Origin of the sequence: Candidatus Symbiopectobacterium sp. NZEC151 (assembly GCF_025962655.1) — a bacterium.
In the GTDB taxonomy this organism is placed as follows: Bacteria; Pseudomonadota; Gammaproteobacteria; order Enterobacterales; family Enterobacteriaceae; genus Symbiopectobacterium.
The window spans coordinates 136,937-149,769 of record NZ_JAGFPE010000009.1 but is presented as its reverse complement, the minus strand read 5'-3'; the positions used below and the strand labels follow the sequence as shown (position 1 = coordinate 149,769).

Annotated in this window: 11 protein-coding genes; 2 read left to right on the top strand and 9 right to left on the bottom strand. The window is 55.7% G+C overall.

Annotated elements, in window-relative coordinates; translation table 11 throughout:
• Positions 1–112 precede the first annotated feature (112 nt).
• From J5067_RS21660 to fadE, 8 genes are all read right to left on the bottom strand, one after another.
• A complete protein-coding gene (locus tag J5067_RS21660) occupies positions 113–223 on the bottom strand; it encodes a helix-turn-helix domain-containing protein (protein ID WP_264627599.1) in 111 nt (36 codons plus the stop codon).
• A gap of 50 nt (positions 224–273) precedes the next feature.
• Entirely contained in the window at positions 274–1,458 is a 1,185-nt protein-coding gene (locus tag J5067_RS21655) for an acetyl-CoA C-acetyltransferase (RefSeq protein ID WP_264627600.1), read from the bottom strand.
• Positions 1,459–1,488: 30 nt separating this feature from the next.
• Positions 1,489–2,811 (bottom strand): TIGR00366 family protein, encoded by a 1,323-nt coding sequence (locus J5067_RS21650; protein WP_264651987.1) that lies wholly within the window; start codon positions 2,809–2,811, stop codon positions 1,489–1,491.
• Positions 2,808–3,473, bottom strand: a complete 666-nt coding sequence (locus tag J5067_RS21645; RefSeq protein WP_264627601.1) for a 3-oxoacid CoA-transferase subunit B — start codon at positions 3,471–3,473, stop codon at positions 2,808–2,810. Before J5067_RS21645 ends, J5067_RS21650 begins: the two co-directional genes overlap by 4 nt.
• Positions 3,474–3,475: 2 nt before the next feature.
• The gene (atoD, locus tag J5067_RS21640) at positions 3,476–4,135 is read right to left on the bottom strand and encodes an acetate CoA-transferase subunit alpha (protein ID WP_264627602.1); all 660 of its coding nucleotides are present in this window, start codon (positions 4,133–4,135) and stop codon (positions 3,476–3,478) included.
• 208 nt (positions 4,136–4,343) lie between these two features.
• On the bottom strand, positions 4,344–5,750 hold the full coding sequence (gene atoC, locus J5067_RS21635) for an acetoacetate metabolism transcriptional regulator AtoC (protein ID WP_264651986.1): 1,407 nt from the start codon (positions 5,748–5,750) through the stop codon (positions 4,344–4,346).
• On the bottom strand, positions 5,747–7,597 hold the full coding sequence (gene atoS, locus J5067_RS21630) for a two-component system sensor histidine kinase AtoS (protein WP_264651985.1): 1,851 nt from the start codon (positions 7,595–7,597) through the stop codon (positions 5,747–5,749). The genes atoC and atoS overlap by 4 nt, the downstream gene beginning before the upstream one ends.
• Positions 7,598–7,773: 176 nt before the next feature.
• Positions 7,774–10,221: an acyl-CoA dehydrogenase FadE gene (fadE, locus tag J5067_RS21625; RefSeq protein ID WP_264645773.1), complete on the bottom strand. Its 2,448-nt coding sequence runs from the start codon at positions 10,219–10,221 to the stop codon at positions 7,774–7,776.
• Positions 10,222–10,581: 360 nt separating this feature from the next.
• Here fadE and lpcA point away from each other — a divergent pair, with 360 nt between their 5' ends.
• Together lpcA and J5067_RS21615 are read left to right on the top strand one after the other, a co-directional pair.
• Complete coding sequence (gene lpcA / locus J5067_RS21620; RefSeq protein ID WP_264651984.1) at positions 10,582–11,166, top strand: D-sedoheptulose 7-phosphate isomerase; 585 nt, start codon at positions 10,582–10,584, stop codon at positions 11,164–11,166.
• A 40-nt stretch (positions 11,167–11,206) separates the two neighbouring features.
• A complete protein-coding gene (locus tag J5067_RS21615; protein WP_264645775.1) occupies positions 11,207–11,974 on the top strand; it encodes a class II glutamine amidotransferase in 768 nt (255 codons plus the stop codon).
• Here J5067_RS21615 and dpaA read toward each other — a convergent pair.
• Complete coding sequence (gene dpaA, locus J5067_RS21610; protein WP_222157967.1) at positions 11,945–12,667, bottom strand: peptidoglycan meso-diaminopimelic acid protein amidase; 723 nt, start codon at positions 12,665–12,667, stop codon at positions 11,945–11,947. The genes J5067_RS21615 and dpaA overlap by 30 nt on opposite strands.
• Between the last annotated feature and the right edge of the window lie 166 nt (positions 12,668–12,833).

The window sequence follows — 12,833 nt, the reverse complement described above, 5'->3', positions numbered from 1 at the left end:
GATAAGAAGTTCTCCGGCAGGTCAACGCCGGTATAGTTGGTTTCTGTCTGCACTACGGTAAAAATAAAGTGAAGAGACTGCGGTTCTGTAAATGACGATATTGATTGTTTACTCAGGATTTTTTTGCATAGGAAATAGACTTATTCCCCGCCTCATGGTGCTTATTCTGAAGTGTCAGCGTACGGTTAAAAACAAAGCGGCAAGCCTCTGCGAAGCGACGCATAGGCTGCCGCCGGTTTACCGCTGCGTTATCCCTGATGTGGCAGCGTAAAATCAGTCAAGACGCTCAATGGCCAGTGCCACGCCCTGGCCGCCGCCGATGCACAGCGTTGCCAGCCCCAGCGTTTTATCACGCGCCCGCAGCGCATGCAGCAGCGTCACCAGAATGCGCGCGCCGCTGGCGCCAATCGGGTGGCCGAGCGCCATCGCTCCGCCGTTGACGTTAACTTTCTCCCGATCGAACTTCAACGTGTTGCCTACCGCCAGGAACTGGGCGGCAAAGGCTTCGTTGGCTTCGATCAGATCGAAATCATCAATCTGCAATCCTGTCTGTTGCAGGACTTTTTGCGTGGCGGGCACGGGGCCCATGCCCATCAGCGCCGGGGCTACGCCGCCGCTGGCATAACCGCGGATACGCGCCAGTGGTGTCAGCCCGGCAGCCCGCGCGGTGTCTTCTTCCATTATCACTAGCGCCGCTGCCCCGTCATTGATGCCCGAGGCATTCCCGGCGGTTACGGTGCCCGCTTTGTCAAAGGCCGGACGCAGTGCTGCCAGCCCTTCCAGCGTAGAGTCCGCTTTGGGAAACTCATCGGTGTGGAACACGACCTCTTTTTTGCGTTGTTTGACGGTGATGGGGATGATTTCGGCAGCGAACGCACCGGATTGAATTGCCGCAACCGCCCGTTGCTGGGAGATGAGCGCCGCTTCATCCTGCATGGCGCGGCTGATGTCATAGGCTTTGGCGACGTTTTCTGCGGTAATGCCCATATGATAGCCGTGGGTGGCGCAAATCAGGCCATCGCGCAGGATAACGTCTGACAGCTGCCCATCGCCGAGACGGTAGCCCCAGCGCGCTTTGGCATCAAGCAGGTAAGGGGCCTGGCTCATGTTTTCCATGCCACCCGCCACCAGCGTGGTGGCCTGACCGGATTGAATCGCCTGAGCGGCTAACGCCACGCTTTTCAGTCCCGATCCGCACACCATGTTGACGGTGTAGCCACACACCGTGTCTGCCAGCCCGCTTTTCAGCAACGCCTGACGCGCCGGGTTCTGCCCCAGGCCCGCTTGCAACACGTTGCCCATAATCACTTCATCGACACGTTCCGCATCAAGGCTGGCGCGCTCTAATGCCGCCTTGATAACGGTAGCCCCCAAATCGACCGCGCTCACACCGGCAAGCGATCCGTTGAAACTGCCGATGGCGGTACGTACTGCACTCACGATAACGACGTTTTTCATGTTTTTTTCCTCTGTTTCATCACCGCGACGTTAAAAGAACGTCAAACCCACGACAAAAATCACCCCGGAGAACAGCAGCGCAGTGATGCAATACCCCATGATGTCGCGCACGCCCAGCCCTGCGATGGCAAGCGCGGGCAGCGCCCAGAAGGGCTGGGCCATGTTCATCCACTGCTCGCCATAGGCGATAGCCATCACTGATTTGCCCAAATCGGCACCTAATGCTTGTGCCGCAGGCATCACGAAGGGCCCTTGAATCACCCAGTGGCCGCCGCCGGAAGGCACGGCGAAGTTGATCAGCGCAGAGCTGAAGAAGGTCATGACGGGGAAGGTGTCTTTATTGGCGACGTTGATGAAAAATTCGGTGATCAGACCGCCCAGTCCGGAATGTTCCATCATGAGCTGAATACCGGCGTAGAACGGGAACTGCACCAGAATACCGGCGGTACTGCGCGCCGCGGCGCTGATAGCCCGCATATAGGCCATGGGGGTTTTATGCAGCAGCAGACCGGCAATCATGAACATCATGTTGACGGTGTTGATGGTGATGTTGAACCCTTTCTCCGCGAAGTAGATGCCCAGATAAACGACACCCAATGCGCCGATAATCAGTGCCAGAATGCGGCTCTCTTCCAAACGTTCAGAAGGCGGCGCATCGGCAGGCAAGGTTTTCTGGAAGTCGGTATCGTCCTTTAACAACGCAGGATCGATGGTTATCACATCGCTGGGTCGCGGCGTCATCATGCGGGTCACAAACGGCATGACGACGATCAGGCCGAGCGTGATAAACAGATTAAAACCGGTAAACAGGGTGTGAGACACCGGCACCAGACCGGCGATATGCTCTACCGGATTGCCGGGTGTTGCCGCCAGCAGAGGCATTGAGCCGGAGAAACCGCCACCCCAGGTGAGAAAACCAATATAGGCGCAGGCGATCAGGAGCGGATAGTCCGATCCGGGTACACGGCGCGCCACTTCGCGCGCAAACATCGCACCGACGATCAAACCGAAGCCCCAGTTGATCACGCAGGCGACGGAGCCGAAAAACGTCACCAGCATCACGCCCTGTGCCGGCGTTTTGGCGGCGGAAGCCGCCAGACGCAGCAGGCGTTTGACCGGTGGTGAGCTCGCCAGCGCATGGCCGGTGACAATGATCAGCGCCATCTGCATGCCGAACGCCAGCAGATTCCAGAAACCATCCCCCCACAGTTTCACCATGCTGAGCGGCGTTTGTGGCGTGAGCCAGAGCGCCACGCCGAAGGTAATCAGCGTTAACAACATGGCGAAAATCAGCGGATCGGGCAGATAGCGGCTGACGACGCGCGTCATAAAACGCGAGATACGCCCTATCATGCATCACCCCCGACAGTGGCTTGCCACATCGGTTGCAGCGGTTCTGCCACGTCGAAGTGCGCTTCGGTTTTGGCGCGAATACTGTCCACGTCGTGGCCCAGTGCGATTTCGGTGAGCCACATGGCGCCGTTAATAAAACGGAATACCGCCAATTCAGTGACCAGCATATGGACGGCATGCTGTGCGGTGAGCGGCATGGTGCAGCGTTTGAGAATTTTTGCGCTACCGTCTTTAGCGCAGTGTTCCATGGCGATGATCACTTTCTTCGCACCGGTAACCAAATCCATCGCGCCGCCCATGCCGGGTACCATCTTGCCGGGAACAACCCAGTTAGCCAGGTTGGCCTCTTCATCCACTTGCAGGCCGCCCAGTACGCAGGCATCCACGTGGCCGCCACGGATCAGGGCAAAGGAGAACGCGCTGTCGAACATCGCTGCGCCGGGCAGAATGCCGCAGGGTTGCCCACCCGCGTTGACCAGATCGGGATGCGGTTCGGTTATCGGGCCGAGGCCAAGAAAACCATTTTCTGATTGCAGGGTGATATCAATGCCTTCCGGCAGATAGTTAGCCACCTGCGTCGGCAGGCCAATCCCCAGATTGACCACATCGCCATCTTGCAGTTCTTGCGCCACGCGGCGCGCGATACGTTGTTTGGCATCCATGATTAACGCTCCTCGGAGGTAATGATGTAATCAACCAGGGCACCGGGCGTGACCACCCGATCCGGTTCGATGTCGCCGATAGCGACCAACTCATCCGGTTCGACCAGCGTGATATCTGCGGCGAGAGCCAGCAGCGGGTTGAAGTTTCTGGCGCTGAGTTGGTAGGTTAGATTGCCGAGCGCATCGGCCTGATGGGCGCGAATCAGTGCTAAATCTGCGCGCAGTGGGCGTTCCAGCAGATAGGTGACGTTATCCAGCGTGATCCGCTGTTTGCCTTCTTCCACCACGGTGCCAACCCCAGTTGGCGTCAACACGCCGCCCAGCCCGGCACCGCCGCAACGGATCTGCTCGATAAGGGTTCCTTGCGGGACCAGTTGCACTTCCATTTCGCCGTTAATCATGCGGCGACCGGTTTCCGGGTTGGTGCCAATGTGTGAGGCGATCACTTTCTTCACCCGGCCGTTGACGATCAGCGGGCCAATGCCGGTATCGACGAACGCGGTGTCGTTGGCGATCAGCGTCAAGTCGCGCACGCCGGAATCGAGTAACGCATTAACCAGACGGGGGGGCGTGCCAATTCCCATAAAACCGCCCACCATGATGGTCATGCCATCACGGAACAAGCGGCTAGCCTGCGGTAAGGTAAGATGTTTATCTTTCATTATTTTTCCCTTTGTATACGCCGAAGTGGGTACGGGCAGGGAATAGCAAGGCGGGTGCCAGCTGTGTTTTTCAGGCAATAAATTTTTTATTTATGATTTTTTTCAATGAGTTGGTTTTGTATCTTTAACCGTAAACGGTGTCAGGTAGGCGGCGGGAAGTGAGAAGGAATTTGCACAGTGCGCAAATTCCTTCTCAGGCAAAGGCGGGTCAGGCGTCCGTTTTCGGAAGAAGGGTATCGATGCCGTATTCTTGCAGTTTATACATCAGCGCCCGGCGGCTGATACCCAACTGTAATGCGCTGTGGGTGCGGTTGCCCTGATGTTTTTCCAGCGTGGAAATAATCACCTGCTTCTCGTAGCGTTTAATCTCTTCTTTCAGGCTGGACTCACCCTGAGTGAATGACTGTAGCGGCTTTTCCCCATCGGCGCTGGTGGCTGCACTGTGCAGCTGTGCTGGCAAATCGTCGGCGAAAACCACCACGCCGGTGCTCATGATCACCGCACGCTCAATCACATTCGATAACTCGCGAATATTGCCCGGCCAGTGCCAGGCTTGCAGAGCCGCCAGCGCTGCCGGATCGATATCAATGATTTCGCGCTGATTTTCCGCACAGAACTTTTGCAGGAAGTGATTGGCTAGCAGCGCAATATCTGGCTGGCGTTCGCGTAACGGGGGAATTTCCAGATGGATCACATTCAGGCGATAAAACAAATCCTGCCGGAAATCGCCGCTATCGACCATCGCGGCGAGGTTGCGGTTAGTGGCTGCAATGATACGGATATCCACTTTTACCGTGTTGTGCCCTCCTACCCGTTCAAACTCGCGTTCTTGCAACACGCGCAGCAGTTTTACCTGTAAATTGAGCGGCATTTCGCCCACTTCATCCAGCAGCAGTGTTCCCTGATGGGCGCGCTCAAACAGTCCTTGTCGCTGCACCTGCGCGCCGGTAAAGGCCCCTTTCTCATGGCCGAACAGCTCGCTTTCCAGCAACGATTCCGGCAACGCGGCGCAGTTGATTTTGATAAAGGGGCCGTTGGCTCGCCGGCTGTTGTAGTGAATGGCGCGGGCGATCAGTTCTTTGCCGGTGCCGCTTTCACCGCTGATCAACACACTGGCCTGACTGAGCGCGATCTTGGCCGTGTCGCGGCAGATCTCCATCATCCGTGGGCTGTTGGTCAGTATGTGCCCCCATTGCCAACTGTCGCTCAGTGCCTGATGCAAATGGCGAATCTCCTGCTTCATCGCCTGAAGTTGCAGTGCTCGCTGAATGATCAGCGTCAGTTCATCGAGATCGAAGGGTTTGATCACGTAATCGAACGCGCCGTGGCGTAACGCCTCAACGGCGGTTTCCACGGCAGCGTAGGCGGTCATCAGGATGATGGGCGTTTTAGGGTGATGCTGGCGCATCTGTTGCAGCGCTTCGATGCCGTTGAGTCGCGGCATGCGGATATCCATCAATACCACGTCCGGCGTGTGATCGATAAAGGTCCGCACCGCTTCGCGGCCATCGCTGGCGCAAAATGTTTGCTGACCGGCTAGCGAAAATGCCGTGGTGAGCATACGGCGCACATTCTCTTCATCATCGGCGATCAGGATACTGTAAGTCTGTTTCATTGCGGCGTATTTCCCTGATGGTGAATCGGTAGCAAAAGGGTAAAGGCAGTGCCGTGCTCAGGATCGCTGCTAAGCTGAATGTCTCCCTGATGCGCATTGATAATGCGCTGGCTGAGCGCTAACCCGAGGCCGGTGCCCGACGCTTTGGTGGTGAAAAAGGGATCGAAAATCTTGTTTTTATGCTGCTCGGGAATACCGCAGCCGGTGTCGCGGATAGTGACCGCCTGACGCGCATCGTCCACCTGCCAGGTTCGAATAGTGATTTGCCCGCGCGCGCTGATGGCCTGTACCGCATTGATCAAAATGTTGAGGATCACTTGCCGCAGCAGTTCGCCATCGGCTTCGATCTCTTCGAGGTCAGGTGCCAGATCTTTGCTCACGTCGATACGGGCTTGCAGTCCAGTGGTTTGGATCAATACCAGACACTCTTCGATAAGCTGGTTCAGGCTGACCAACTGCCAATAGCCCTGACGCGGGCGGGCGAAATCGAGCAGTTGCTGAATCACCCGGTTGATGGAGTGGGTCTCTTTCAGGATGATGGCGATATATTCCTGATGGATAGGATCGGTGTCCTGTTGCTTGAGGATCTGGACGTAGCCTTTGATGGCGGTCAGTGGGTTACGCACCTCGTGGGCAACGCCCGCCATCAGTTCACCCAGTGTCGCCAGCCGCTCTGTTTGCGCCAGCCGCCGTTGCGCCTCTTTACGTGCCGTGAGATCGGAGAAGATTACCAACGCGCCAACCAGCTGATTATGGGCATTATGGATCTGACTGGTGGTCACACTCAGTTCTATCGTGCGATCCCGGGCGGGAAAGCTCACCTCCAGCGCGACGTGCTCGGTGCCTTTTTGCAGCGTATCCAGCACCGGGCTGTCAAAATGTGTGTTGGAGAATATTTTGGCATACGGCTGGCCCAGTAACTCATCCTGCCGATAGCCGGTTATCTCCTGAGCGGCAGGGTTGATCGTAGTGACATTGCCGTGTTTATCCACGGCGATCACGCCGTCGGCGGCACTTTCGATAATCAGATCGTTGAGGGTTTTGGTTTCGCGCAATGCCTGCGCCAACGCGTTGACGCTGTGTGAAATTTTCCCCAAGTCTCCCGATAGGGGCGGCAACCGGGTATTGAGATTCTGCGCCAGATCTTCCAGTCCGTGAGCAATCACGTCAATGCTGGTACTGAAACGGCGAGAGAGCAGAATAATCAGGCACAGGCTCACCAGCAAACCCAGTACCAGCACCGAGACAATATTGATATCCATGCGCCGAGCCTGCTGGCTGATATCTTCAGATAATTCATTGGCCCAGATATAACCAATCACGTTGCCATCGCGGGCGATCGGCTGCATGGAATTCATGATGTTGCCGCGCACCTGCTTGCCGGAATAGACCTTGGGCTGATTACTGGACATGACTTCTCTGCCGGGGTGGTCGGCGTTGATCGTGACACCGACGTTGGACTGAAACTGTGCCGAAGGGGCATAGGTGATGATGGCGTCCAGCGCACGGTGGTAATAGCCTGCGCCGACGCCGTTAAAAGCGCGCGTGATCCTCTCGGTGATCGGGGCTAACTCCTGATTGAGCGCTTGAATACGCTCAGCGTGGGGGAGGGTGGCAAAATGCGTGAACCTGTCCCCCAGCGCTTCATCCAGCAGATGGGTAATGGCAGAGAGTTTTTTCTCTTTCTCTTGCAGCAGTGCCGCCCGGCCTTCGGTCTCGACGACATAACCGATGGTGAGGGTGGGGATCGTGACCATGAACACCGCAATCATAATGAGCTGGTTGCGTAGACGGCGTGGGTACATCCAACTGAGGCCTTTACGTAACCCACTGAAACGGGTGCTCATCGATCCTTTCCTCTCAGCTAAAAGAGGAATTATCCGGGCAATGGCGTTGGGTTTCTCGGAGGCGCTTCAAACTCCGCGCAGATACTGAGCAGGATAATGATACGTGCAGTGCGGTAATTTAGCTTCGAGGGCGAAGAATGGAAAACGCCGGACTGCGAGAGCAGCCCGGCGGGTTATCAGGCGACGGCAACGGATTTTTTGGTTGCCGGTTTGGTTTGTGGTGCATGAGCAGCGAGCGCTTCAGGCGCGAAATCATCCACATTGATAGCGCGCAATCGGCTCGCTTCAGCTCGGATCAAGATCTGCGCTTCTTCCGCAGTGATATCGCCTTCTGCCAATGCCTGCTCCGCCAACTGATCGAGCCGCATAAATGGCAGGGATTTACCCAACGCTTTTGACAACCGCTGGTGGATCGGTTCGGCGGCCATCACATCCAGCAACGACTGTTCCAGCAGACCCACCGGGTTGTGTTCGCTGGCCGTCAGGTATTGACCGCGTCCTAACCGGCTGCGCGTGGCGCTTGGCGTTTGCAGCAGCTTGGCGACTTGATGATCCAGACGATCGCTCGGTGCCGGACTGACCTGGCCCAGCGGGAATAGCGCGATGCGCATCGTTGCTGCCACCGCACGGTTCGGGAAGTTACGCAGCAGATCGTGCAAGGCCACTTCGGCCTGATGCAGGCTATCTTGCACGCCCCAGTGTACCAGCGGCAGATCGGCCTGCTGGCGGCCTTCGTCGTCAAAGCGCTTCAGCGTCGCCGAGGCGAGATAAAGTTGGCTCAGCACATCGCCCAGTCGAGCGGAGATACGTTCCCGACGTTTTAAATCGCCGCCCAGCACCGCCATCGACACATCCGCCAGCAGAGCCAGGTTGGCGCTGAGGCGATTTATCCGTTGATAGTAGTGACGGGTGGCATCTTTGGTCGGTGCCTGACTCAAATGCCCATTGCTGAGCCCCAGCCACAGGCTACGCGCCAGATTGCTGCCGACATGCCCGATATGACCAAACAGTGCACGATCGAAGCGGGTCAGGTTGTCGTCCTGCGCCGCCGCCATCTCTTTGAGCACGTAGGGATGGCAGCGAATGGCACCCTGGCCGAAGATAATCATGCTGCGCGTCAGGATGTTAGCCCCTTCCACGGTAATCGCGATGGGGGAGCCCTGATAGCTGCGCGCCACGAAGTTGGAAGGACCAAGGCAGATGCCTTTACCGCCGGTGATATCCATGGCATCCAGCGCAGCGCGTTGTGCCCGATGGGTGCAGTGGTATTTCACAATGGCGGAGAGCACCGCTGGTTTGGCACCTTGCATGATGCCTACGGTCACCAGCGTCGCGGCGGCATCCATCACGTAGGTGTTACCGGCGATACGCGCCAGCGGCTCCTCAATCCCCTCCATTTTACCGATGGAGATTTTGAACTGGCGGCGCAGGTGGGCATAAGCTCCGGTTGCCAGTGCAATGGATTTCATGCCACCCGTCGAGTTGGACGGCAGCGTAATGCCGCGCCCCACCGACAGGCATTCCATCAGCATACGCCAGCCCTGACCGGCCATTTTCGAGCCGCCGATAATGTAATCGAGCGGCACGAAAATGTTTTCCCCTTGCGTCGGGCCGTTTTGGAACGGCACGTTAAGCGGGAAGTGGCGGCGGCCAATCTGTACACCGGGGGTGTTGGTTGGGATCAGCGCACAGGTAATACCGATATCGTCTTCATCACCCAGCAGGTGATCGGGATCGTGCAGCTTGAACGCCAGCCCAAGCACGGTGGCAATCGGTGCCAGCGTGATATAGCGTTTGTTCCAGGTCAGACGCATACCCAGCACTTGCTCGCCTTGCCATTCGCCGTAGCAAACGATGCCAACGTCAGGAATTGAGCCCGCATCGGAGCCGGCTTCCGGGCTGGTAAGTGCGAAGCAGGGAATTTCCTGACCACGCGCCAGACGTGGCAGGTAGTGATCTTTCTGATCCTCGGTGCCGTAATGTTGCAGCAGTTCGCCGGGGCCGAGCGAGTTAGGTACACCGACGGTAATCGCCAGAATGCTGGAAACGCCCGCCAGTTTTTGCAGTACCTGAGACTGCGCGTAGGCGGAGAATTCCAGCCCGCCGTACTGCTTTTTGATGATCATGGCGAAGAAGCGGTGCTGCTTGAGGAACGCCCACAGCTCCGGCGGCAGATCGGCCAGTTCATGGGTTATCTGGAAATCATTTGCCATCCGGCATGCTTCTTCCACCGGGCCATCGAGAAACGCCTGCTCTTCTTCTGTCAATGTCGGCTGCGGATAGTTATGCAGCATCTTCCAGTCCGGTGCACCGCGAAACAGTTCGCCTTCCCACCAGGTGGTGCCGGCGTTGATGGCCTCTTTCTCGGTGTTTGACATGGCAGGCATCACCTTTTTAAACACCCGCAGGGCAGGGGCCGACAGTGCCTTTTGGCGCAGCGCGGTCACCACCAGTGGTGCCAACACCACCAGCAGTGGCAACAACAACCAGTAGGACCACAGTCCACCGGCACCCATCAACGCGAAGTAGGCCACGAGCAACGCGGCGCTGAGCGGCAGATTCACCCGGTGATAAAACAGGGCTCCCACCATTATCAGCAAAACAAGAATACTGACTGCGACCATAGTTCGTCTCCAGAGTTGTCATCGGCCGTTAATCCGATCCGTTCACGTTGCGCCTGTGCGCATCCCACTCAATGCTGTTATCACTACGGCAAACATCTGCTAAGAGGTCTGACCTGTATGTGTATAGTGTGTAGTGCATCGCGTCTTTTTTATCAATTTATTTACAACGCAATTACAACTTAACTCACAAACTGGTGCGTTTTTACCCCAGCAGTGATAAACATCAGCAATTGTCTTGATTGCGGCATAGCATACTTCTCGCGGTTTCCACGATCCGTTACACTGCCAGCATTCCCTCTGCGCGCACCTCCCGTGCGATGCAGAGTTATCGCCTGTTACCGAACAAAACGAGAGGATCCTATGTATCAGGACTTAATCCGTAGTGAACTGAAAGAGGCTGCGGCTACGCTGGACGCTTTTCTGAGTGACGACGCGAATATTCAGTCTATCCAGAATGCGGCAGTGCTGCTGGCTGATGCGTTCAAGGCGGGTGGCAAAGTGATTTCCTGCGGCAATGGCGGTTCGCACTGCGATGCTATGCATTTTGCCGAAGAATTGACCGGTCGTTATCGTGAGAACCGCCCTGGCTATCCGGCGATTGCTATCTCCGATCCTAGCCATCTCTCCTGCGTGAGTAATGATTTTGGCTACGATTTCGTGTTTTCTCGCTACGTAGAATCGCTGGGACGTGAAGGGGATGTGCTGCTCGGGATTTCCACGTCAGGCAATTCCGGTAATATCATCAAAGCGATTGATGCCGCTCGTGCCAAAGGCATGAAGGTCATTACCCTGACCGGCAAAGACGGCGGCAAAATGGCGGGCACGGCGGATGTCGAAATTCGCGTACCGCACTTCGGTTACGCTGACCGTATTCAGGAAGTGCACATCAAAGCGATTCATATCCTGATCCAGTTAGTTGAAAAAGAAATGGCAAACGGGCAGTAAGCTCGTAGAACTGCCAGCAGTAAGGGGGGTAGGAGGGGACATGTGTGAACTGCTTGGGATGAGCGCAAACGTACCGACAGATATCTGTTTCAGCTTTACCGGGCTTATACAGCGCGGCGGCGGCACCGGGCCACACAAAGATGGCTGGGGCATTACCTTTTATGAAGGTAATGGCTGTCGTACGTTCAAAGATCCGTTACCAAGCTTCAACTCTCCTATCGCCCGTCTGGTGCAGGATTATCCGATTAAATCCTGCGCCGTGGTGTCGCACATTCGTCAGGCGAATCGCGGCGCGGTCACGCTGGAAAATACCCATCCCTTTACCCGCGAACTGTGGGGACGTAACTGGACGTTCGCCCATAACGGTCAGTTGAAAGGATATCGCGGGCTGAAAACCGGCCATTTCCGTCCCGTGGGACAAACCGACAGCGAGTACGCCTTCTGCTGGCTGCTCAATCAACTGGCGCAACGTTATCCGCGTTCGCCCACCCGTTGGCCCGCGGTGTTCCGCTTTATCGCATCGCAAGCCGAGGTGCTGAGAAGCAAAGGCGTGTTCAACATGCTGCTGTCTGACGGACGCTTTGTGATGGGGTACTGTTCCACCAAACTCTACTGGATCACGCGGCGCGCGCCTTTTGGCAAGGCGACGCTATTGGATCAGGATGTGGAAATCGATTTTCAGCAGCAAACCACGCCTAATGATGTGGTGACCGTGTTGGCGACGCAGCCGCTGACGGGGAATGAAACCTGGCATCAAATTATGCCAGGTGAGTTCGTACTATTTTGTTTGGGTGAACGCGTAGCGTGATGGTTTTTCACTGCTGATAACGGAGGGATTAACCACATACTGTCCGTTATTTACCGTGATTAACGGTGGCTGATAATTCTGGTTGAAATACGCATAACCCGGCTGAAGTTGACGCCAGAAACTGTTGTAGGTGGAATTACGGTGGCGCTGCATGTTGGTTTCGGTCATACGGAAAGGATATATCGCCAAATCAATTTTGGTTTGTCCATTACGTAACGCCGCTTCAGCATAACGGTAAATTTCGTCGATATAGTTGTTGGTCATGGCATAACAGCCAACAGAGACGCATTCACCGTGAATCATCAAATAGCGACCGGAATAGCCCTGCGCCCGATCGTATTCATTAGGAAAACCAATGTTGATCGCTTTGTAGTAGTGGCTGTCGGGTTTTAACTGACGCAGATCAACCTGATAGAAACCTTCCGGGCTTTTCAGATCGCCCTCGACACGCTTGGGCCCTAATCCGCCGGAATATTTGCAGATGGGGTAGTGATCAAGCAGGCGATATTCATTTCCTACCTTGGCGTACAGTTCCAGTATCCGCTCTTCTTTGAAGATCTGAATATAGATCGGTGAACCTAATAATTGTTGTTTTAATTCTTTTGCTATGGGAGCCGGTTCACTGGCGACACTGGTAACAACGACGGATGGCAAAAAAAACAACATCGCAATAGACAGCGCGATTTTTTGCATTATTAATCCTGATGGTAAAAGCTGTGTGACAAACGATAGCCGCTGCCCTGCTCATTTTTTGTGAGACAGGCGCAGTCACATTATCATTGCGTTTATTTTTATCAAGCGAGAAAAGCAGCAAAACGGCATTTTTACGTTAAGAAAACGGTGACACTGCTTTTTCTCT

Bases quoted from the DNA above. Each gene is read 5' to 3' on its own strand.
- J5067_RS21660 (WP_264627599.1), bottom strand. From the start codon at position 223: ATGCGTCGCTTCGCAGAGGCTTGCCGCTTTGTTTTTAACCGTACGCTG.
- J5067_RS21655 (WP_264627600.1), bottom strand. From the start codon at position 1,458: ATGAAAAACGTCGTTATCGTGAGTGCAGTACGTACCGCCATCGGCAGT.
- J5067_RS21650 (WP_264651987.1), bottom strand. From the start codon at position 2,811: ATGATAGGGCGTATCTCGCGTTTTATGACGCGCGTCGTCAGCCGCTAT.
- J5067_RS21645 (WP_264627601.1), bottom strand. From the start codon at position 3,473: ATGGATGCCAAACAACGTATCGCGCGCCGCGTGGCGCAAGAACTGCAA.
- atoD (WP_264627602.1), bottom strand. From the start codon at position 4,135: ATGAAAGATAAACATCTTACCTTACCGCAGGCTAGCCGCTTGTTCCGT.
- atoC (WP_264651986.1), bottom strand. From the start codon at position 5,750: ATGAAACAGACTTACAGTATCCTGATCGCCGATGATGAAGAGAATGTG.
- atoS (WP_264651985.1), bottom strand. From the start codon at position 7,597: ATGAGCACCCGTTTCAGTGGGTTACGTAAAGGCCTCAGTTGGATGTAC.
- fadE (WP_264645773.1), bottom strand. From the start codon at position 10,221: ATGGTCGCAGTCAGTATTCTTGTTTTGCTGATAATGGTGGGAGCCCTG.
- lpcA (WP_264651984.1), top strand. From the start codon at position 10,582: ATGTATCAGGACTTAATCCGTAGTGAACTGAAAGAGGCTGCGGCTACG.
- J5067_RS21615 (WP_264645775.1), top strand. From the start codon at position 11,207: ATGTGTGAACTGCTTGGGATGAGCGCAAACGTACCGACAGATATCTGT.
- dpaA (WP_222157967.1), bottom strand. From the start codon at position 12,667: ATGCAAAAAATCGCGCTGTCTATTGCGATGTTGTTTTTTTTGCCATCC.